The sequence below is a fragment of the Dactylosporangium salmoneum genome, from assembly GCF_039532525.1.
In the GTDB taxonomy this organism is placed as follows: Bacteria; Actinomycetota; Actinomycetes; order Mycobacteriales; family Micromonosporaceae; genus Dactylosporangium; species Dactylosporangium salmoneum.
This window is the reverse complement of the sequence record NZ_BAAARV010000083.1, coordinates 203,626-223,163: the sequence shown is the minus strand read 5'-3', so window position 1 is coordinate 223,163 and position 19,538 is coordinate 203,626. Positions and strand designations below refer to the sequence as shown.

Here is a 19,538-nt window from a genome sequence, read left to right as displayed (position 1 = left end):
TCCCCCGATGCGTCATTTGCGCCCGAACATCTCAGCGGCGACCCGGAAAGGCCGATCAAGCTGGCGATGAACCTGCAGGGCGGACCGTCACCGGTGACACTGGATCCAGTCACCGGCGCCCATCCACGGGCCGCCCTCGACGCCGCGCTGCGCGACGTGAGCGGCTGCAGCCTGCTGCTGTTCGACGTCGACCACTTCAAGACGGTCAACGACGCCTTCGGCCACCTGCGCGGCGACCTGCTGCTGCGCCAGCTCGCCGAGCGCATCCAGGGCCTCATCCGGGCCGACGACGCGCTGTTCCGCTACGGCGGCGACGAGTTCGTGCTGCTCCTGCCCCACACCGCGGCCGACGAGGCGCTGCGCCTGGCCATCCGGCTCACCGACGAGGTGAAGGCCCGGGTGTTCGAGGGCACCCCGCCGCTGCACCTGTCGGTCAGCATGGGCGTGGCGACCAACCCCGCCGACGGGGTCGACGCCGAGGCGCTCATCGCGGCCGCGGACCGGCGCAACTACCTGGCCAAGCGGCGCGGGCGGGGCCAGGCGGTCGGCGACGACATCGAGGCCGACGCGGCGGCCGGCTCGTCCCGGCTGTGGGAGCGCGACGCCGCGCTCTCCGCCACGCAGGAGTTCATCACCCGGGTCGCGGCCGGCCTGCGCGGCGCGCTGCGCGTCGCCGGGCCCAAGGGCGCCGGCCACACCCGGTTCCTGCGCGAGGTGGCCCAGATCGCCCGGTTGCGGGGCTTCAGAACCGAGATTTCCGGCAGTACCGCGGGAAACCTCGACAAATCCGTAATCCTCCTTGCCGACGTCGACGACCCCCTGCCCGAGCTCGGCGACGCCGCGGCCATCGTCTACGCGAGCACCGACCTGCGCGCCGACGCGCCCCGCCCCCAGGGGCCGGAGACCGTCATCGAGCTCACCCCGTGGTCGCCGGCCACGGTGCGGATCTGGCTGCGCATCGCGCTGACCGGCGAGCCCAACCAGGCCCTCATCGACCGGCTGGTGGAGCGCTCCGGCGGGCTGCCCGCGCGGGCCGAGGCCGAGCTGCAGCGGATGCGGGCGGCGGGCGAGCTGATCGCGGCCGGGGACGGCACCTGGGGGGTGAAGCCGGTCGCGCCCAAGCGGCGGCGCAGCCGGCTGCCGGTGCCGATGACCAAGCTCGTCGGCCGCGACCGGGAGACGGCCCGGGTGGCCGGCCTGATCCGCGACGGCCGCCTGGTCACCCTGGTCGGCCCGGGCGGCATCGGCAAGACCCGGCTGTCCCTGGCCGCGGCGGGGGCGGTGGCCGACGAGTTCGCCGAGGGCGCCGTCTTCGTGCCGCTGGCCGACGCCACCAGCGCCGAGCTGGTCACGGCGGCGCTGGCCCAGGCCCTGCACGTGGCCGAGCTGCCCGACCAGCACCTGTTCGACACGGTGCTGGACCAGCTGGCCGAGGCCGAGCAGCTGCTCGTGATGGACAACTTCGAGCAGGTCGTCGACGACGCCGCGGCGCTGGTCAGCGACCTGCTGGCGGCCGCGCCCGGGGTGCGCGCGCTGGTCACCAGCCGGGAGCGGCTGTCGCTGTACGGCGAGCAGGTCTACCAGGTCCCGGCGCTTGCCGACTCGCCCGCGGTGACGCTGTTCGAGCAGCGGGCGCGGGCCGTCGACGCCGACTTCGAGATCACCATCGACACCGCCCTGCCGGTCGCCGCGCTGTGCCGCCGGCTGGACGGCCTGCCCCTGGCGATCGAGCTGGCGGCGGCCCGCATCGACCGGTTGACGCCGGACGAGCTGCTCAACCACCTCACCGAGCACCTCGACCGCGACCTGGACTCGCTCGGCGGCTCCGGCCCGCGCGACCTGCCGGCCCGCCAGCAGACCCTGCGCGGCGCGATCGACTGGAGCTTCGTGCTGCTCGACGGCGAGGAGCAGCGGCTCATGACCGAGCTGTCGGTCTTCGCCGGGGGCTGGACCGGGCCGGCCGCGCTGGCCGTCGCCCTGCCCGGCGGAGACCTGGACCTGCTGGAGAAGCGGCTGGCCGCGCTCGTGGACAAGCACCTGGTGGTGCGCGACGAAGGCGGCGCGCGGTACCACCTGCTGAGCACCATCCGCGCCTACGCGCACCACCGGCTCGGCGACGAGGCCGGCCCGGCCGACCGGCACGCGCACTTCTACGCCGACTTCGCGGAGGCCTCGGCGGTCGGGCTGACCGGGCCGGACCAGGTGGAGTGGACCAGCCGGATCGAGGCGGACTACCAGAACGTGCGGGCGGCGTTCGACCACGGCGACGTGCCGACGCGCACCCGGATCTGCCTGGGGCTGTGGCGGTACTGGCGCAACGGCGCGCACATCGGCGAGGGACGCGACTGGCTGGGCCGCGTCCTGGGCGCCGCCGAGTCGACCGACGACGGCACCGGGGCCCGGCTGCTGCACGCCGCGGCGATCCTGGCCGCGACCCAGGACGAGCACGAGGCGGCGTACCGCTTCGGCGAGGAGAGCCTGCGCCGGGCGACCGCGGCGGGGGACCGGGGCACGGTCGGGCACGCGCACAACGCCATCGGCATCGCCGCGATCGGCGGCGGGGACCACGCCGCCGCCACCGCGCACTTCGGCGAGAGCCTCGCGGTGTGGCGCGAGCTGGACGTGCCGCAGGGCGTCGCCGCGTCGCTGGGCAACCTCAGCAAGGTGGCGCTGAGCCGGGGCGACGACGCGGCGGCCGAGCGCTACGCCCGGGAGTGCCTGGAGCTGGAGCGGGCGGCCGGCAACACCCGGGGCATCCTGCTCGCGCTGGAGTGCGTCGGCCAGGCGCGGCTGCTCGGCGGCGACGTGGCCGGGGCGCGCGCGGCGCTGGACGAGAGCCTGGCGCTGAGCCGGCAGATCGGCGACGCGTTCGGCGCGGCGATGGCCCAGCACCAGCTCGGCCTGGCCGCCCGGGCCGACGGCGACCGGGTCGAGGCGCTGCGGCTGCTGGTGGCCGCGCTGGTCACCCGGCACGAGGTCGGCGACCGGCTGGACCTCGCCATCTCGCTGGACGCGGTGGCGGCGATGCTGGTCGAGGCCGACCCGGCGCACGCGGCCCGGCTCATCGGCGCCGCGGACGCGCTGCGGGCCCGGCACCGGCTGGCCGACCCGCCGGACGCGCAGACGCTGCGGGACCACACGCTGCCGCTCGTCGCCGCCCACCCGCGGGACCGGGCCGCCGGGCGCATGCTGAGCCTCGACCACGTCGTGGAGAGCGTCCGGCCGCTAAGCTCATAGCGTGCTCGAGGCGTGGCAGCGAATCTTCCCGGGGGAAGAGGTCGTCGGGCGGGAGCTGCTCGCGCGCTGGTCGCAGCCCCATCGGCGGTACCACACGCTCGACCACCTCGCGCTGATGCTCGCCGTCATCGACGAGCACGCGGGGCTGGCCGACGACGCCGACGCGGTGCGCCTGGCGGCGTGGTTCCACGACGCGGTCTACGAGGTGTTCGCCCAGGACAACGAGGAGCGCAGCGCGGCTCTCGCGGTACGAAACCTGGAGGCTCTTGGCTTTTCTCAGGCGCGCGCCGAGGAGGTGGCGCGGCTGGTCCGGCTGACCGCGGGACACGCGGTGGCGCCGGGCGACCGCAACGGCGGGCTGCTGGCGGACGCCGACCTGGCGATCCTGGCGTCCGGCAAACCGGAGTACGACCGGTATGCGGCGGCGGTGCGCGAGGAGTACGCGGCGGTGCCGGACGAGGTGTTCCGGCCGGGGCGGGCCGGGATTCTGCGGAAGCTGGCGGACCTGCCCGAGCTCTACCGGGTGGTACCGGCACGGGCGGAGTGGTCCGCCCGTGCCCGCGCGAACCTGGCGGCGGAGATCAGGACGCTTCTGGGTGCTCCGTGACGTTCTGGAGGTAGAGGGCCTCGCCGAGCTTCTCGATGAGGCCGAGCTGGGTCTCCAGGTAGTCGACGTGGTGCTCCTCGTCGGCCAGGATGTCCTCGAAGATGTTGGCCGAGGTCACGTCGCCGATCGAGCGCATGTACTCGATGCCCCGGCGCAGCCGGTCGACCGCCTCCATCTCGATCTGCATGTCGCACTTGAACATCTCGGGCACGGTCTCGCCGATGCGCAGCGGGAGCAGCCGCTGGTAGTTCGGCAGGCCCTCCAGGAACAGGATGCGATCGGTGAGCACCTCGGCGTGCTTCATCTCGTCGATCGACTCGTGCTTGGTGTGCTTGGCCAGGATCGTGTATCCCCAGTTCTCCTGCATCTTCGCGTGCAGAAAGTACTGGTTGATCGCCGTGAGCTCGGCGGTCAGCTGCTCGTTGAGAAATTCGATGACTCGTGCATCCCCCTGCATGCACGCAGGGTACGCCCACACATGCCCGATTTCAGCCGAAAACGGGTACCGCGCTCCGATTTTCGGTGTCGATCAGGTCGGCGATGCGGTCGAGGCACGTGCCGCATCCGGTTCCCGCCCCGCATTCCTCCCCGACGGCGTCCTCCGTGTGCGCGCCGGACTGAATGACCCGGCGGATCTCGCACTCGCGGACGCGGTGGCAGATGCAGACGAACACGACCGTACTCCTTGCTTAGCCTGACCTAAGCAAGGGTTGCCTAATCTTCCCGGCGAAACAACCCCTGAGCAGGCTTTTTCTGCCCGGCTGAAGCGGACAAATAGCGCGGACGGCGCAGCCCGGCGGCAACCAGGCGGTCGACGATCTCCCGCGACGGGACCAGCCGGGCACCCAGCCAGACGGCGACGCGCGCCCGGTCCGCCGGCACGTCGTAGTGGTCCCGCTCGAACGCGCGCCGGGGCGCCCCGATCAGCTCCGCGAAGGCGTGCAGCTCGGCCGCGGACACGTCGCTGACGAGATGGGCCCAGAGCCGCCCGTGTGCGGGCCACCGGGGGGTGTCGATGTAGAGCACACGCACTACCTTGCCAGGTATGGATCTCAACATGGGTCTGGTCGACGAGCTGCGGGGAGCGCTGCCTCACGAGGGCGGCGTGCTCACGGATCCGGAGCTGCTGCGTTCCTACGAGCATGACGAGGCGGACCTGGTGCCGTACGGCACGCCGTCCATCGTCGTGCGCCCCCGCACCACGGGCCAGGTGTCGGCGGTTCTGCGCGCGGCGAGCCGCCACAAGGTGCCGGTCATCCCGCAGGGTGCCCGCTCGGGCCTGGCCGGCGGTGCCAACGCGATCGACGGCGCGATCGTGCTGTCCCTCATCGGGATGAACGAGATCATCGACATCGACGCCGAGAACCGCATCGCCGTGGTCCAGCCGGGCGTGGTCAACGCGCAGCTGCGCCGGGCGGTGGCCGCCAAGGGCCTCTACTACCCGCCCGACCCCGGCTCCTGGGAGCAGTCCACGATCGGCGGCAACGTGTCGACCGACGCGGGCGGGATGTGCTGCGTGAAGTACGGCGTGACCAGCGACCACGTCATCGGGCTGGAGGTCGTCCTGGCCAGCGGCGAGGTCCTGACCTGCGGCCGGCGCACCGCCAAGGGCGTCGCCGGCTACGACCTGACCAGCCTCTTCGTCGGCTCCGAGGGCACCCTGGGCGTGATCACGGAGATCACCGTCCGGCTGCACCCGGCCCCCGAGCCGGCCCTCACCCTGGTCGCCGTGTTCGACACGTTCCCGGCCGCCGGCGCCGCCGTCTCCGCGATCGTCGGCTCCGGGATGCAGCCCAGCATGCTGGAGGTCATCGACCGCGTGGCGATGAGCGCGATCGAGGCCTACCGCCCGATGGACCTGCCGACCGCCGCGGCCGCCCTGCTCATCGCCTCGGTCGACTCCGGCGGCCGGGCCCCCGCCGACCTGGACCGCATCTCGGCGATGTGCCGCGAGGCCGGCGCGGCCGACGTGTTCGTGGCCTCCGACGCCGCCGAGGCCGACGCTCTCCTGGCCGCCCGGCGGCTGGCCCACCCGGCCCTGGAGCACTTCGCCGCCCACCTGTTCCCGCTCGGCGGCGGCATCATGGTCGACGACGTGGCCGTGCCGCGCACCCGCCTGGTCGAGCTGATCGAGGGGATCGAGCGGGTCGCCACGGAGCACGGCGTCGTGGTGGCCACCGTCGGGCACGCCGGCGACGGCAACCTGCACCCGATCATCGTGATCGACCGCTCGGACCCGGTGAGCCTGGCAAGGGGCCAGAAGGTCTTCGACGCCATCATGTCGCTGGGCCTGTCCCTGGGCGGCACCTCGACCGGCGAGCACGGGGTGGGCCTGCTCAAGCGGGACTGGCTGGCGCGGGAGATCGGCCCGACGGGCCTGAAGGCGCACCGCTCGATCAAGGCCGCCCTGGACCCGGACAACATCCTCAATCCCGGCAAGATCTTCTGAGGCCGCGATAAGTCGGGCGCTGGCGCGCCGCGACTTATCGGATTTATACCCCGGCGGCTCCTATATCCGATTCAAGGTAGGGCCCTCAGGTCCGCGACCATTGCCTCGAAGGCGGCCTCCCGATCGTCGGCGCGCAGCACGGCCGACGGGTGGACGGTGGCGACCAGCACGGCCTCGGGGGCGCCGGGGAAGTCTTCGGGGTGTTCGGCCCGCTGCGGCCAGGGCAGCGGCACACCGTGCTCGCGGGTGACCCGGAACGCCGGCCCGAGCAGCGCCTGGGCCGCGGTCGCCCCGAGCACCACCACCCGGCTGGGCCGGATCCGCGCGAACTCGGCCACCAGCCACGGCCGGCACGCCACGATCTCGGTCCGGTCGGGGGTCTGGTGCAGCCGCCGCTTGCCGGGGGCCGCCGGGCGATGCTTGAAATGCTTGACGGCGTTGGTGACGTACACGGCCTCCCGGTCGATCCCGGCGGCCACCAGTGCCCGGTCGAGGACCTTCCCGGACGGCCCGACGAACGGGTGCCCGCGCCGGTCTTCGACGTCCCCGGGCTGCTCCCCGACGACCAGGATCCGCGCGTCGCCGGGCCCCTCGCCGAACACGGCCTGGGTGGTGTCCCGGTAGAGCTCGCAGCCGTGGCAGCCCTGGACCGCGGCGCGCAGTTCGTCGAGGTCGGCGTCCGGAGGAACTTCGGCAACCATGCCTTTCCGGTACCCCACATGGCCTTCCCGCTACCCCACATGACAGATGTCATCCCCACGGGCATGGCGATCGATATCGCTCAGCCCGCGCCGCCGTCCGTACCGTGAAGAACATGGATGCGAATGAGAGCCCGTTCCTGACCAGCCGCTCGGGTGCCACCTGGTACTTCAACATCCTCGGCGGCACCAAGCGCCGCGGCGCCTGGAAGATGCCGCAGGACATGCGGGTGCTCGGCCCCCTCGGCGGCGCCAACCTGGACCTGTGCGAGGCCGGCCTCCCCGAGCACCCGGTCCTCACGAAGATCAGCCTGATCGGCGGCTGCTCGCTGCGCGTCCCGCAGGACGTCGAGATCGAGGTCGAGGGCTTCCGCCTCTTCGGCGGCGTGCGCATCGAGCCCGCGACCGGCCCCACCACCCGCAAGCTGAAGGTGCGCGAGTACAGCCTGGTAGGCGGCGTCCACGTCGTGCGCGGCTGACACGGCCTCCGGCCGCGCTCAGTCTGCGCACTCCAGGTCGATGGCGCTGCGGATGGGCTTGCTTGCCCACATCGCCTGCAGCGTGGGGTACTGCTGGATTTCCCACTCCGCTTCACGGATTCGGGTATGCCCTCCGAGCACGCGCCGGTGTCACCTGGGCTGGCCGAGCTCTTCGGCCGCATGGCCGAGGCCGCCGTGCTTCACCCCAACGCCGCGAACACGCCCGCATCCGCAGTCGCTCGGCGACTGCAACGATCCTGCACCGGCCGTGGCAACGGTGTTCCCTTCGACGGCCCCCTACCGTCGAGTCGTCGAAGGGAACGGGCAATGACTGATCGTCCTGGCGTGAACGGTCTCCTCTACGTCGCCGGCTCCGGCGATGCGTCCTACAAGACCCGGGTGGAGGACCTCGAAGGCACCGCGCTCACCATCGCCGCCCCGATCGGCGCGGGAGATGTCGAGCCGCCAGAAGAGGGCGCCGAGTTCCAGGTGTTCTGGACGAACACCACCCGCAACCGGTCGATCCTGCCCGTCCGCCTGGTCGGCATCACCAAGGAGAGCCCGAAGCGCTGGCAGCTGGAGATCGTCGGCGACGTCGTGCGCGACACCCGCCGCCGATTCGTGCGCGGCGCGCACGGCACGCCGATCCACCTCGCGGCCGCCGGCTCGTCGCGGTCGCTGGAGATCGAGGTGGTGGACCTCAGCGAGGGCGGCGTGCGCTGCCACGACCCCGAGCGCATGTTCCAGATCGGCGACCTGGTCGCGGTGTCGCTGCCGCTCGGCGCGGTCCGCACCGACCAGATCGGCGTCGTCCACGCGACGCGCGACACGGACGACGGGCTTGCTGAGATCGTGCTGACCTACGAGCCGGAGGAGCGCGTCGCCCAGCTCATCCGCCAGCTCGTGTACTCCTGGGAGATCGAGCAGCGCCGCCGCGAACGCGACCTCGCCGACCGATGACGGGTCGCCGCGCAGCATCTCGTAGTGGCGCCTGGTCAGCTTGTCGCCAGCGTCTTCGGTAACTGCCGCCATCCGCCGCACGCGCTCGGCGAGCTCTGGCGGGCCGAAATACTCGTATGCCTGTGCCGCCGCCTCGAAGTCGGCGGAGTCACATACCTCCTTGGCGAAGGAGAGCCTGGCTTCGGCACGTTCACGTGATCAACGGTCATCGCGCCTGACCTCTCTAGGCGCGAACCCCTCGCCAGTCCATTCGAGGGGCAGCTCCGCCCATCGGACCTCTCGGGCCGAGAAGTACAGGTGAGACTCCTCGGCCATCTGGTCAGGAGTCCGGAAATCAGCTCGGCTCACATTGTCGAGATCGACGTGAAGTCGGCCGGTAGCGTCGCGTACGACATTGAGATCGTCGAGAAGGACCCAGGAGAAGGTATTGGCGTCGACAATCCGGAAGTCCCGGACGTCGCCGAGCTCCAGTCGCAAGGTGACCCACTCAGGCTCTGGCTCATTCCTCGCCAGCTCAATGACGACGGAAGCGGTAGACGTTGCACCCTTTCCGTAAGTCTGCTGGCGGCTGACTTCGCGAACGCACGCATCTCCGAACGCGTACCGCTCAGTAAGGTCACCGACGCTCTCGGGCGTCAAGCTGTGCCAAGACAGTTGACCAGCCTGCGACGACGGTCGCTCGCCTGATTGCTCGGAGCTCACCGTGGCAACCTAGCCGATGCAACTCGTGACAAGATGCGGCCGGCTATCGAAACCTGGTGAGCTTGCGGCGCATTGGCGGCAGACCGGGTTCGCAACTTGGCTGTTCAAAGCCCGCCGCGACCGGTCGCCATCCCCGCGGGACGGCAGCGGGTGTGCGGCCGGTGCCGGTGCTGGGGGAGCCCTGGCCGGGCATCCCCGGCGCGGGGTCGTAACGCCGCCGATCGGCTACCGCATGCTGGGTGCCGATCGCGCCCGCCGGGGGCTGAGTGCCGGGTCGCCGGCGGCGGCTCTGGGGTCAGCTGCTGCAGCGTGACGGGCGGGTGATGCGGCCCCGCCGGGAGTCGGAGAACGACTCAGGGCTGGCTCCCTGTTTCCAGGAAACCAGCCCTGAGCTGGTGCTTACGAAGTCGGGGTAGCCGGATTTGAACCGACGGCCTCTTCGTCCCGAACGAAGCGCGCTACCAAGCTGCGCTATACCCCGAGCGTGCCGAGTAATCGTAGCCCACGCCCGCGCGCCCGCAAACTCGGTATCCCCCGCGTCGCGTGGCAGGGCGTTGAGCTGCGGTTACACCGATTGCAGGAACGTGGTCAGACGGTGTTCGTAGGCCGCCGGGTCGAGATTCCAGCCGCGGCAGTGACCGGCCTCACGCGTTTCGACCAAGGAGATGCGGTCGGGGGCGGAGCGGGCGAAGTCGATCGTCGGCTGCGGGGCCACCGTGCGGTCGTCGTGGTCGACGTAGACGAGGGTGGGGACGTCCAGGCGGGCCGCCACCGGGCGGTAGTCCAGGTCCACGGCCCGTACGCCCAGGCGGCGGCAGATGAGCTGCAGGGCGGTCCAGGTCCACACCGGCGGGACGTTGAGCTGGCGGGCGTTCATCCGCAGCGTCGCGTTCCAGTCGACCACCGGGCAGTCCAGGACTACGGCGCGCAGGAAGCCGCCGTGGTCCCAGTGGCGCAGCAGGTTGAGGATCGCGGCGCCGCCCATGGACCAGCCCATCAGGATCACGTCGCGGGCGCCCGACGACCTGGCGTAGTCGATCGCCGCCCGTACGTCGCGCCACTCGGTGTGGCCCAGGTGGAAGCGGCGGTCCGGCGACGGCGGGGCGTCGGCGTCGTTGCGGTACGACACCACCAGCGTGCGGTGGCCGGAGGCGGCCAGGGTGGGCAGCGCGCGCAGGGCCTCGCCGCGCGGGGCGCCGCGGCCGTGCACGGCGATGATCCAGGTGTCGTCGGCGGCGGCCGTGGTGGGCGGGACCAGCCACGCCGGCAGCGCGCCGAGCTCGCCGGGCACGACGACCTCCTCGAACGGCAGCCCGCGCGCGCCGAGAGGGTCGCCTTCGAAGACATAGCCCGAGGTGTACCCCCTGAGCCCGGCCACCAGCGACCCCCGCTCGACGAGCTCGACCTCCCGGGTGACCGTCGCGCGGTCGGCGGTGACCACGGCGCCGAGGCGGGCGTGGCCGGTGGCCCAGACGAACGACAGCGGGATGGACCGGGCGGTGTCGGGGGTGCGGGTGAGCGTCACGCGGCTGTCGGCGCAGGCGCGCACCCGCACGGGGTACACCCGGGCGGCGTTGACGTTGAGCACCTGGCCGGCCAGGTACCACGCCGCCCCCGCCGTCCCGGTGGGCAGCAGCACGGCCAGGCCGGCCGCCCCCGCCACGCCCGCGTAGGCGGCCCGGCGCGGCCACTTGCGAATCCGGGGGACCGGCAGCGGCTGCGCCGACGCCTCTGCGGTCATCGCGGGATGAGCGTCAGGATCGACGCCTCCGGCGGGCAGGCGAAGCGGATCGGGGCGGTCGGGTGGGTGCCCAGGCCGGCCGACACGTGCAGGTAGGCCTCCGAGTAGGGCCACCGGTGCAGGCCCTTGGCCATGCTGCGGTCCAGGCCGCAGTTGGTCACCAGGGCGCCGTAGAAGGGCAACGCGACCTGACCGCCGTGGGTGTGCCCGGCCAGCAGCAGGTCGAAGCCGTCGTCGGCCATGCGGTCGAGGATGCGCGGCTCGGGGGAGTGGGTCAGGCCGATGCGCACGTCCACGTCCGCCGCCGCCGGGCCGGCCACGGCGTCGTAGTCGTCGCGGTCGATGTGTGGGTCGTCGACGCCGACCAGCTCGATGGTGCGCCCGCCGGCCTTGATGGTGGTGCGGGCGTTGTTGAGGTCGGCCCAGCCGGAGCCGGTGAACATGTCGCGCAGCTCCTCGGCGGGCAACACGGCGCCCTGCACGTACGGCTTGCGCTTGCTGAAGTACCCCAGCGGGTTCTTGAAGACCGGGCCGCGGTAGTCGTTGGAGCCGAAGACGAAGGCGCCCGGGCGGTCCAGCAGCGGGGTCAGGGCCCGCACCACGCCCGGGACGGAGTCCACGTGGGCCATGTTGTCGCCGGTCACGATGACCAGGTCGGGGTCGGTGCCGGCCAGCTCGGCCACCCACCGCTGCTTGCGGTGCTGGTCCGGGGTCATGTGCAGGTCGCTGATGTGCAGGATGCGCAGCGGCTCGGCGTCGGGAGCGAGCACCGGCACGTCGAAGCGGCGCAGCGTGAACATGTTGCGCTCGACGAGCGAGGCGTAGGCAAAAGTGGCGGCGCCTGCGGCGACGGTGCCGGCCGCGAGTCGCAGGATCGTCTTCGAGCGCATGTGCTCAGGGTACCGGCGCTCCTACAAACGGGATTAGTGCAGGCTTTACAAACGAATTTCGGCAAGATCCAACGGATAGACTTTGCTCATGTTGAAGGCACGCCTGGAGTCCGACCTGCGCGACGCCATGAAGGCTCGGGACGAGCTCGTGACGTCGACCCTGCGGATGGCGATCGCCGCGGTGCGTAACGCGGAGGTCGCCGGGAAGTCCGCCCGTGAGCTCTCCGACGACGAGATCCTCTCGGTCCTCACCAAGGAGGCCAAGAAGCGCCGCGAGGCGGCCGACGCGTTCGCGGGCGCGGGCCGGGAGGCCCAGGCCGCGAAGGAGCGCGCCGAGGAGGAGGTCATCTCGGGGTACCTCCCGAAGCAGCTCTCCGACGACGAGCTCGCCGGCATCGTGCGGGACGCGCTGGCCGCCGGCGGGTTCAGCGGCCCCGGCAGCATGGGTGCGGCGATGAAGGCCGCGCAGGCCGCGGTCGCCGGCCGGGCCGAGGGCGGGCGCGTCGCCGCGATCGTCAAGGCGCAGCTCGCCGCGGGCTGAGCGGTTCGGCGACACCGAAGTAATCCGACCCGAACACGACGGCGGGCGCCCCGGATGCCGGGACGCCCGCCGTTTTCGCGTTCAGAGCGCTAACAGATCCATGGGATCGGGCAGTTGTTCGGGTCGGTGCCGTTGCCGAACGGCACGTCGCCGTTCGGGCGGCCATTGCCGTTGCCGTTGCCATGGCCGTTGCCGCCCTGGTACGGCGGCGCCTGCGCCCCCGGCCCCTTGCTCACGATCAGCTGGACGGTGCTGTTCTTGACCGTGGAGCCGGCCGGGTCGGTGCGGTCGACCGTGCCCGCCGGGCACTGCGACGCGACCTGCTGGCTGGAGACCGAGACCGAGAAGCCGGCGGACTTGATCTTCGAGCGGGCCTGGTCGACCGAGAGGCACTTGACCGACGGGATGTCGACCAGCTTGCCCTGCGACTTGTCCTTGGTCGGCGGCGTGAAGTTCACGACCGGCTGCCCCTCCAGGCCGTCGCGCAGGGTGCCCAGCGCGGCGTAGTTGACCGGCGGGTGCTTCATGTCCTTGTTCGTCTCCGGCCAGTCCGGGTCGGTGAGGAACCCGGAGACCGCGAGCTGCTTGGTCATGACGGTGAAGGTGGCGCTCTTCTCCGAGTCGGTGGTGCCGGTCTTGCCGGCGATCGGCCGCTTCACGAAGTTGCGCGCGTAGCCGGCGGTGGCGCCGGCGCACTTGCCGGTCGCGGACTGGTCGCCGACCGGGCAGCGGGCCATGTCGACGGCCGCCCGGGCCACCTCGGGGTCGATGGTCTGCTTGCACTTCGGGTCGAGGCCGTCGACCTTCTTGCCGTTGATGTCCTTGACCTCGAGGATCGGGGTCGGCTCGCAGTAGAGGCCGTCGGCGGCCAGGGTGGCGTAGGCGTTGCCCAGCTGCAGCGGCGTGGTCGCGCTGACGCCCAGCGTGAAGGCGCCCCACTGCTTCGGGTTGGCCGCGTACTGCGCGTCCTGCGAGGCGTTGAACTGGATGCCCATGCGCTTGGCCACGTCGACGACGTGGTCGACGCCGACCCGCTCCTCCAGCGGTACGAAGAACGTGTTGATCGAGGAGCCGAAGCCGGTCCACATGTTGTAGGGACCGGACTGGCCGCCCGAGTTCTTCGGGCAGTAGTGCGGGCCGTTGCAGGCCGCCGGGCTCTTCGCGTCGATCACGAAGTTCGAGACGTACTGCTTCTCGGTCTGGATCGTGTACGCCAGCGGGTACCCGGCCTCGAGCGCGGCCACGGCGGTGAAGATCTTGAACGCGGAGCCGGCCTGGTAGCCCGGGATGTCGGTGTCGCCGGTGATGATCGGCACCGTGGTCCGCGGGTAGTTACCCTTCTGGCCCTTCTTGTCCGGGTTGGTGTTCGGCCCGTTCTGGCTCTGGTCGTTGCTGAAGAGGCGGTTGGTGGCCAGCGCGGTGACCCGGCCGGTGCCAGGCTGGACCGCGGCCAGCATGAGCGCGTTGGACTGGCCCATCTTGACCTGCTGGTACTTGTCGACGTACGGCTGCTCCTGGGCGTACTTGAACGCCGCCGCCTGGGTCTGCACGTCCAGCGAGGTGACGACCGTGTAGCCGCCGGCCCGCAGCCGGTTGGCCCGCTGGTACTGGTCCTCGCCGAACACCTTCTGGTCCGTCCACCAGCGGCGCAGGTAGTCGCAGAAGAAGCCGGCGCCCAGCTCCGGGCGCTGGATCGACTCGCAGCCCTCCGGGGTGCGCTTGCCGACGATGTTGAGCTTCTCCTTGGCCGCCGCGTCGGCGGTGGCCTGGTCGATGTACTTCATCGACACCATCTGCTTGAGCACGTACTTCTGCCGGTCCAGCGCCGCCGGCAGGCCCCCGGCCGTGGCCGGGTCGTTGGTGCCCGGCGCCTTCACCAGGCCGGCGATGAGCGCCGCCTCGGCGAGTGTCAGGTCCTTGGGGTCCTTCTCGAAGTAGACGTGCGAAGCGGCGTAGATGCCGTAGGCGCCGTGACCGAAGGCCGCGATGTTGAGGTACCGCTCGAGAATGTCCTGCTTGGACAGCTTCTTCTCGAGGTCGATCGCGTACTTCATCTCCTTCAGCTTGCGCGTCGGGGTCTTGTCGGTGGCGTCCACGACCTCCTGCGGCGTCTGGGCCGAGTAGGAGATGGCCTGGCGCACGTACTGCATCGTGAGCGTCGATGCGCCCTGCTCGGTCTGGCCGCCGGCGTTCTGGTTGGCCACGAACGCGCGCGCGACGCCCTTCACGTCGACGCCGCGGTGCTCGAAGAACCGGTTGTCCTCGGCCGCGACGATCGCCTTCCACATGATCGGGGCGACGTCGTCGATCTTCACGTCCCGGCGGTTCTCGTCGTACATCATCGCCAGCAGCGTCTTGCCGTCGGAGGCGTAGATGTAGGAGATCTGCGGCGAGGGCAACACCGAGAGATCGGTCGGCAGGTTCTCGAACGTGTCCGCGCCGGCCTTCGCGGCCAGTCCGGACATCGCGACCGCAGGGAACGCGGCCGCAGCGACCACCAGTCCTGCCAAGAGCCCACACAGCAGCAGAGAGGCTGCATTGGGCAGCAGGCCGTGCTCGCGTTTGCGCATCCAGGTCACCGCCTCAGGGTACGTGACGACGTCATAAGGCCGCGTCCAGATGGACGGCGTCCTCGTTGTCCTAGACGCGTGACACCAAGCGTGAGGTTGACCCGGTTCCGATTCTGCTTGAGGCAACGCGGGGGCGTCGGCATTTTGGGCAAATCGCACCCGGGAGTGACGCTGCGGTAGCACGAATCGTTCCTTCGGTGGATCGCAAAAGGCCGGTTAACCTGGTGCGACAACGTTGCGTAACTGGACGACTACAGAGCATGATGTTCCGGAAAGCTCCTCTCGGGGTTCCCGTGGCCGGGGACCCTGCTGTCGCGCCGGGCAATCCGGCGAACTGCACCCGAATGCCATGGGGGGACGTGGTTTGGGCGCTTTTCGCCGGGGCAAGACCGGCGGATGGACCCGGGGGGAGTCCAAGGGGGGAAGAGGAAATATGAGCATGGTCGTCGACTGGCCCAGCATCGCCGCGTGTCGCAATGGCGACCCGGACGCACTGTTCGTCCAGGGTGCCGAGCAGAACGTGGCGAAGCGGATCTGCCGCAGCTGTCCTGTGCGGTACGAGTGCCTGGCGGACGCCCTCGACAACCGGATCGAGTTCGGGGTCTGGGGAGGCATGACCGAGCGCGAGCGCCGTGCGCTGCTGCGCCGTCATCCGCAGGTGCCCAGCTGGCGCAAGATGTTCGAAGCGGCCATGGACCGCAACGAGAAGGACACCACCAAGGAGCTGGTTCCGACCGGCTGAGCACATATTTGTCGGGTATTTGCCAGACCGTTCGGCAACGAACGGTCGCGGCTACCCGAAGGTCGCTCCTATCGCGCGCAGCCCGTCGAGGTCGTGGACGTCGGCGGGCTGTGCCGGGATGCGGACGACCGGCACGCCCGGGTGGGCGCGCAGGAACCGGCCGGAGACCGCCGCCTGCCGGTCGTGCTGGTCTGCCAGCTCGGCGTGCACCCGCAGCACGTCCGCGGTCGCCCGGTGGCCGCCGGCCTCGTCGAGCCGGTCCGCGGCGGCCCGCGCGTCCTCGGCCGGCAGCTGCGGCGCGGCGACCGGCACCACCCGGTTGAGCACCAGCCCGGCCAGCGGCATCCGGTCCGCGGCCAGCCGCCCGGCGAAGTAGACCGCCTCGCGCACGGCGTCCGGCTCGGGGGCCGCGACGACCAGGAATGCCGTCTCGGCGGCCTGCAGCACGCGGTACGTCTGCTCGGCCCGCTCGCGGAAACCGCCGAACATCGAGTCCAGCGCGCCGACGAAGCCCGACAGGTCGGTGAGCAGCTGGGCGCCCAGGACCTTCGTCACGGTCCGGCTGAACAGCCCGAACGAGGCCGAGACCAGGTTGAACACGCTGCGCCCGCCGGCCCGCGCCGGGGCCAGGAGCAGGCGCAGCATCTTGCCGTCGAGGAACCGCGACAGCCTGGCCGGCGCGTCGAGGAAGTCCAGCGCCGAGCGCGACGGCGGGGTGTCGACCACGATCAGGTCCCACTCGTCGCGGGCCCGCAGCTGACCGAGCTTCTCCATCGCCATGTACTCCTGCGTCCCGGAGAACGTCGAGCTCATGGCCTGGTAGAAGGGGTTGGCGAAGATCTCCTCGGCCTTCTTCGGGTCGGTGTGCGCGAGCACGACCTCGTCGAAGGTCCGCTTCATGTCCAGCATCATGGCCTGGAGCTCGGCCGACTCCGGCTGCAGGCCCTTGACCTGCCGGGGCGTGTTGTCCAGCTCGCTCAGGCCGAGGGCCTGGGCCAGCCGCCGGGCCGGGTCGATGGTGAGCACCACCGTGCGCCGGCCGTGCTCCTCGGCGGCCCGCAGCGCCAGCGCGGCCGCGGTCGTCGTCTTCCCGACACCGCCGGAGCCGCAGCAGACCACGATGCGGATCGCCCGGTCGGCGAGGATCGCATCAAGCTCGAGCTGGGGTGAGCGCGGCTCGGCAGTGGAAGGCACTCTGCGAGCGTATCCGCTGCGAGCATCCTCAAGCAGACGTGAGGAGCAGATCACCGAGCGACTCGAGGGCGGCGACCGTCACACCTTCGGGCAACACCGGCAGCTCGACCACCGGCCGGCCGAGCCCCTGCAGCTCGGCCCGCAGCGACGCCTCGGCGGCCACCCGGGTCTGGTACGCCCGCCCCTCGCCCACCAGCCCGGCCAGCAGGTCCTTGTCGGCCGGCACGCCCGCCGCGGCGAGCCCCCGGCGCAGGTCGGCCTGGGTGAGCTTGACCCCGGCCAGCACGGGCGGCCGGGTGGCGTTGATGATGACCGTGCCGATCGGGATGCCCAGCCGGGTCAGCTCGTCGATCGCGTCGGACGTCTCCTGGACCGGCATCTCCTCGAGCAGCGTGACGACGTGCACCGCGGTCATCGGCGAGCGCAGGATGGCCGCCACGCCCTCGCTCTGCGTCTTGATCGGCCCGACCTTGGCCAGCCGCGCGGTCTCGGCGGTCACGTTGAGGAACCGGCCCACCCGCCCGGTCGGCGGCGCGTCGAGCACCACGGCGTCGTAGACCCGGCGGCCGTCCACCGTTCGGGTGACCGCCTCCTTGATCTTGCCGGTGAGCAGCACGTCGCGCAGCCCCGGTGCGACCGTGGTGGCGAAGTCGACCGCGCCCATCTTCCGCAGGGCCCGTCCGGCCACGCCCAGGCGGTAGAACATCTCGAGGTACTCCAGCAGCGCCTCCTCGACGTCCACCGCAAGCGCCCGCACCTCCCCGCCGCCGCGCGCGGTGGCGATGCGCACCTCCTGGTAGGGGAGCGGATCCCGGTCGAAGAGCTGCGCGATGCCCTGCCGCGCCTCGACCTCGATGAGCAGGGTCCGCCGGCCGTCACGGGCCAGGGCGAGCGCCAGGGCCGCGGCCACCGTCGTCTTGCCGGTGCCGCCCTTGCCGGTGACCACATGCAGACGGGCGGGCCAGCCGTAGCCGCCCCGCCCGTCCGAAGACTCGCGTGCCGTCACGCCCTCGACGCTACCTGGTCGGCGCGAGGATCACGCTCCGGTGATCTCGCACACCCACCAGCCCTTGCTCTGGGTCGTGATGTACTTGTACTTCATCTCGGCGACCTTCTCGTCGCTCGTCGTCACCTTGACGTTGACGGTCAGGGTGGCCTGATCCTTGTCCTGCTTCTCGACCGTCGGCGCCGGCCAGGTGTACGTCGGGCTGCTCAGCGCCCCGTTGAACTTGCGGATCTCGTCGACCCGCGCGCTCAGCTTGTCCTTGTTGCGTGACGACGAGCACACGTACTTCAGCGCCGCGTCGGCGTCGTTGTTCTTGTACACCGCGGTGAGGAACCCGTTGACCGCCTCGACCGGCGTGGACGCCCCGGTGCCCTGGTTGTTCTGCACGACGAACCACGCGGCCGCGCCGCCGCCACCGCAGAGCACCACCACCACGGCCAGCACGATGAGGGTGATCATCAGGCCGCGCTTCTTCTTCACCGGGGCCTGCGGGGGGTACATCGGATAGCCCGACACCGGCATGCCCGACACCGGCGCCGGCGGCCCGGAGAACGGCGGGGCCATCCCCGGCTGCGGCACCGGCCCGGTCGGGAACTGCCCCGTCGGCGCCGGGAACGGCCCGGTCGGCTGGCCGAAGGCGCCCGTCGGGGGCATCTGCCCGGTCGGCTGCCCGTAGTCGGGCTGCCCGGGATAAGGCTGGCCCGGGAAGGGCTGGGCCGAGGTCGGCTGCCCGTAGTCGGGCTGACCGGGATAGGGCTGGCCCGGGAAAGGCTGGCCCGAGGTCGGCTGCGCCGGCGCGGTGTACGGGTCGGGGATGGGCGGCATCGGCTGGGCGGGCGGCCAGCCCTGCCCCGGCTGGCCTTGGTACTCCGGCTGGCCCGGGTACTGGGGCGGTTGCGTCATTTCTCCCACCTCTGTGCGACACACGCGACGGCGGTGCTCACAGTAGCGGCCGTGGGCGAGCAATGGGGTACCCCGATATCAGGCTGTGCCCGACGCCGCCCCGCAGCGCGGCGATAGTGTCCCCACATGCAGAAATGGGAGTATCTGACCGCGCCGCTGCTGGTTCACAACACCAAGGCGATCCTCGACAACTTCGGCGAGGAGGGCTGGGAGCTGGTGGCGATCGTGCCCGGCCCCAACCCGGAGAACCTCGTCGCGTACTTCAAGCGCCCGAAGGCCGGCTGAGATGGGCGACGTCTACGCGCGCCTGGCCGAGCTGGGCCTGCAGATCCCGCCCGTCGTGCCGCCGGTGGCCGCGTACGTGCCGGCGGTGCAGACCGGCAACCACGTGTACGTCTCCGGCCAGCTGCCGATGGTCGACGGCGCCCTGTCGGCCACCGGGCTGGTCGGCGCGGACGTCTCGCCGGAGGAGGCCAAGGAGCTGGCCCGCCGCTCGGCCGTCAACGTGCTCGCCGCCGTGGAGGCGCTGGTCGGCCTCGGCCGCGTGGCGAAGGTGGTGAAGATCGTGGGGTTCGTGGCGTCGGCGCCGGGCTTCACGGGCCAGCCCGCCGTGGTGAACGGGGCCAGCGAGCTCTTCGGCGAGGTGTTCGGCGACGCCGGCAAGCACGCGCGCAGCGCCGTGGGGGTCGCGGCGCTGCCCCTCAACGCCCCCGTCGAGATCGAGGCGATTCTCGAGCTCGCCTGAGTTCGTGCCGGGCGGCGCGCGCGTGCCGCCGCCCGGCACCTGGCGATCAACTACCGATATATCGCAAAGGCGCA

At 71.3% G+C, this 19,538-nt stretch carries 20 protein-coding genes, 1 tRNA gene and 1 pseudogene; 11 read left to right on the top strand and 11 right to left on the bottom strand.

Translation table 11 applies throughout. The features are described 5' to 3' along the window. The first annotated feature begins 93 nt into the window (after positions 1–93). Together ABD352_RS42440 and ABD352_RS42435 are read left to right on the top strand one after the other, a co-directional pair. Positions 94–3,237, top strand: a complete 3,144-nt coding sequence (locus ABD352_RS42440; protein ID WP_344618231.1) for a diguanylate cyclase — start codon at positions 94–96, stop codon at positions 3,235–3,237. A gap of 1 nt (position 3,238) precedes the next feature. Next, positions 3,239–3,844, top strand: a complete 606-nt coding sequence (locus tag ABD352_RS42435) for an HD domain-containing protein (protein ID WP_344618230.1) — start codon at positions 3,239–3,241, stop codon at positions 3,842–3,844. Here the strand turns inward: ABD352_RS42435 and bfr are convergent. Genes bfr through ABD352_RS42420 form a run of 3 tightly spaced genes read right to left on the bottom strand, consistent with a single transcriptional unit; the run spans position 3,819 to position 4,870 of the window. After that, positions 3,819–4,301 (bottom strand): bacterioferritin, encoded by a 483-nt coding sequence (gene bfr / locus ABD352_RS42430; RefSeq protein WP_344618229.1) that lies wholly within the window; start codon positions 4,299–4,301, stop codon positions 3,819–3,821. The genes ABD352_RS42435 and bfr overlap by 26 nt on opposite strands. A 31-nt stretch (positions 4,302–4,332) precedes the next feature. Continuing rightward, entirely contained in the window at positions 4,333–4,518 is a 186-nt protein-coding gene (locus ABD352_RS42425) for a (2Fe-2S)-binding protein (RefSeq protein ID WP_344618228.1), read from the bottom strand. Between the two features lie 40 nt (positions 4,519–4,558). Next, on the bottom strand, positions 4,559–4,870 hold the full coding sequence (locus ABD352_RS42420; protein ID WP_344618227.1) for a DUF4031 domain-containing protein: 312 nt from the start codon (positions 4,868–4,870) through the stop codon (positions 4,559–4,561). Positions 4,871–4,889: 19 nt separating this feature from the next. Between ABD352_RS42420 and ABD352_RS42415 the strand changes: the two genes are divergently transcribed. Further along, positions 4,890–6,293 carry an FAD-binding oxidoreductase gene (locus tag ABD352_RS42415; RefSeq protein WP_344618226.1) on the top strand — a complete coding sequence of 468 codons (1,404 nt, stop codon included), beginning with the start codon at positions 4,890–4,892 and terminating at the stop codon, positions 6,291–6,293. A gap of 71 nt (positions 6,294–6,364) precedes the next feature. Here the strand turns inward: ABD352_RS42415 and ABD352_RS42410 are convergent, their stop codons facing one another. Continuing rightward, positions 6,365–6,994 (bottom strand): UdgX family uracil-DNA binding protein, encoded by a 630-nt coding sequence (locus ABD352_RS42410; protein ID WP_344618225.1) that lies wholly within the window; start codon positions 6,992–6,994, stop codon positions 6,365–6,367. A gap of 113 nt (positions 6,995–7,107) precedes the next feature. On the opposite strand from ABD352_RS42410, the gene ABD352_RS42405 reads away from it, so the two are divergent. From ABD352_RS42405 to ABD352_RS42390, 4 genes and pseudogenes are all read left to right on the top strand, one after another. After that, complete coding sequence (locus ABD352_RS42405) at positions 7,108–7,470, top strand: hypothetical protein (RefSeq protein WP_344618224.1); 363 nt, start codon at positions 7,108–7,110, stop codon at positions 7,468–7,470. A 327-nt stretch (positions 7,471–7,797) separates the two neighbouring features. Then, positions 7,798–8,430 (top strand): PilZ domain-containing protein, encoded by a 633-nt coding sequence (locus tag ABD352_RS42400; RefSeq protein WP_344618223.1) that lies wholly within the window; start codon positions 7,798–7,800, stop codon positions 8,428–8,430. Between the two features lie 297 nt (positions 8,431–8,727). Next, positions 8,728–9,117, top strand: a complete 390-nt coding sequence (locus ABD352_RS42395; RefSeq protein ID WP_344618222.1) for a hypothetical protein — start codon at positions 8,728–8,730, stop codon at positions 9,115–9,117. A gap of 70 nt (positions 9,118–9,187) precedes the next feature. Further along, positions 9,188–9,386: pseudogene (locus tag ABD352_RS42390) on the top strand (LacI family transcriptional regulator); the annotation flags it as partial. A 153-nt stretch (positions 9,387–9,539) separates the two neighbouring features. Here the strand turns inward: ABD352_RS42390 and ABD352_RS42385 are convergent. The 3 genes from ABD352_RS42385 to ABD352_RS42375 all read right to left on the bottom strand — a co-directional run bounded on the left by ABD352_RS42385 (position 9,540) and on the right by ABD352_RS42375 (position 11,763). Beyond that, positions 9,540–9,613 (bottom strand) — tRNA-Pro (locus ABD352_RS42385). A gap of 84 nt (positions 9,614–9,697) precedes the next feature. Beyond that, a complete protein-coding gene (locus ABD352_RS42380; protein ID WP_344618221.1) occupies positions 9,698–10,873 on the bottom strand; it encodes an alpha/beta hydrolase family protein in 1,176 nt (391 codons plus the stop codon). After that, entirely contained in the window at positions 10,870–11,763 is an 894-nt protein-coding gene (locus tag ABD352_RS42375) for a metallophosphoesterase (RefSeq protein WP_344618220.1), read from the bottom strand. The genes ABD352_RS42380 and ABD352_RS42375 overlap by 4 nt, the downstream gene beginning before the upstream one ends. A gap of 88 nt (positions 11,764–11,851) precedes the next feature. On the opposite strand from ABD352_RS42375, the gene ABD352_RS42370 reads away from it, so the two are divergent. After that, on the top strand, positions 11,852–12,304 hold the full coding sequence (locus ABD352_RS42370) for a GatB/YqeY domain-containing protein (protein WP_425553885.1): 453 nt from the start codon (positions 11,852–11,854) through the stop codon (positions 12,302–12,304). An 89-nt stretch (positions 12,305–12,393) separates the two neighbouring features. On the opposite strand, the gene ABD352_RS42365 is transcribed toward ABD352_RS42370, so the two are convergent. Further along, a complete protein-coding gene (locus tag ABD352_RS42365) occupies positions 12,394–14,874 on the bottom strand; it encodes a transglycosylase domain-containing protein (RefSeq protein WP_344618283.1) in 2,481 nt (826 codons plus the stop codon). 433 nt (positions 14,875–15,307) lie between these two features. Here ABD352_RS42365 and ABD352_RS42360 point away from each other — a divergent pair, with 433 nt between their 5' ends. Continuing rightward, a complete protein-coding gene (locus ABD352_RS42360; protein ID WP_223100822.1) occupies positions 15,308–15,616 on the top strand; it encodes a WhiB family transcriptional regulator in 309 nt (102 codons plus the stop codon). 51 nt (positions 15,617–15,667) lie between these two features. On the opposite strand, the gene bagB is transcribed toward ABD352_RS42360, so the two are convergent. Genes bagB through ABD352_RS42345 form a run of 3 tightly spaced genes read right to left on the bottom strand, consistent with a single transcriptional unit; the run spans position 15,668 to position 18,719 of the window. Beyond that, positions 15,668–16,810, bottom strand: a complete 1,143-nt coding sequence (bagB, locus tag ABD352_RS42355) for an ArsA family ATPase (protein ID WP_344618218.1) — start codon at positions 16,808–16,810, stop codon at positions 15,668–15,670. A gap of 28 nt (positions 16,811–16,838) precedes the next feature. Next, complete coding sequence (gene bagA, locus ABD352_RS42350) at positions 16,839–17,816, bottom strand: ATPase BagA (protein ID WP_344618217.1); 978 nt, start codon at positions 17,814–17,816, stop codon at positions 16,839–16,841. 30 nt (positions 17,817–17,846) lie between these two features. Then, positions 17,847–18,719 carry an Rv0361 family membrane protein gene (locus ABD352_RS42345; RefSeq protein ID WP_344618216.1) on the bottom strand — a complete coding sequence of 291 codons (873 nt, stop codon included), beginning with the start codon at positions 18,717–18,719 and terminating at the stop codon, positions 17,847–17,849. Positions 18,720–18,845: 126 nt separating this feature from the next. On the opposite strand from ABD352_RS42345, the gene sp36 reads away from it, so the two are divergent. Beyond that, positions 18,846–19,004 carry a Sp36 family protein gene (sp36, locus tag ABD352_RS42340; RefSeq protein WP_344618215.1) on the top strand — a complete coding sequence of 53 codons (159 nt, stop codon included), beginning with the start codon at positions 18,846–18,848 and terminating at the stop codon, positions 19,002–19,004. Between the two features lies 1 nt (position 19,005). Continuing rightward, positions 19,006–19,464, top strand: coding sequence for a RidA family protein (locus ABD352_RS42335; RefSeq protein ID WP_344618214.1), 459 nt, complete (start codon positions 19,006–19,008; stop codon positions 19,462–19,464). Positions 19,465–19,538 lie beyond the last annotated feature (74 nt).

Coding starts and splice junctions, on each gene's coding strand:
- bfr (WP_344618229.1), bottom strand. CDS start 4,301: ATGCAGGGGGATGCACGAGTCATCGAATTTCTCAACGAGCAGCTGACC.
- ABD352_RS42415 (WP_344618226.1), top strand. CDS start 4,890: ATGGATCTCAACATGGGTCTGGTCGACGAGCTGCGGGGAGCGCTGCCT.
- ABD352_RS42410 (WP_344618225.1), bottom strand. CDS start 6,994: ATGGTTGCCGAAGTTCCTCCGGACGCCGACCTCGACGAACTGCGCGCC.
- ABD352_RS42405 (WP_344618224.1), top strand. CDS start 7,108: ATGGATGCGAATGAGAGCCCGTTCCTGACCAGCCGCTCGGGTGCCACC.
- ABD352_RS42400 (WP_344618223.1), top strand. CDS start 7,798: ATGACTGATCGTCCTGGCGTGAACGGTCTCCTCTACGTCGCCGGCTCC.
- ABD352_RS42380 (WP_344618221.1), bottom strand. CDS start 10,873: ATGACCGCAGAGGCGTCGGCGCAGCCGCTGCCGGTCCCCCGGATTCGC.
- ABD352_RS42375 (WP_344618220.1), bottom strand. CDS start 11,763: ATGCGCTCGAAGACGATCCTGCGACTCGCGGCCGGCACCGTCGCCGCA.
- ABD352_RS42370 (WP_425553885.1), top strand. CDS start 11,852: ATGTTGAAGGCACGCCTGGAGTCCGACCTGCGCGACGCCATGAAGGCT.
- ABD352_RS42365 (WP_344618283.1), bottom strand. CDS start 14,874: ATGCGCAAACGCGAGCACGGCCTGCTGCCCAATGCAGCCTCTCTGCTG.
- ABD352_RS42360 (WP_223100822.1), top strand. CDS start 15,308: ATGAGCATGGTCGTCGACTGGCCCAGCATCGCCGCGTGTCGCAATGGC.
- ABD352_RS42345 (WP_344618216.1), bottom strand. CDS start 18,719: ATGACGCAACCGCCCCAGTACCCGGGCCAGCCGGAGTACCAAGGCCAG.
- sp36 (WP_344618215.1), top strand. CDS start 18,846: ATGCAGAAATGGGAGTATCTGACCGCGCCGCTGCTGGTTCACAACACC.
- ABD352_RS42335 (WP_344618214.1), top strand. CDS start 19,006: ATGGGCGACGTCTACGCGCGCCTGGCCGAGCTGGGCCTGCAGATCCCG.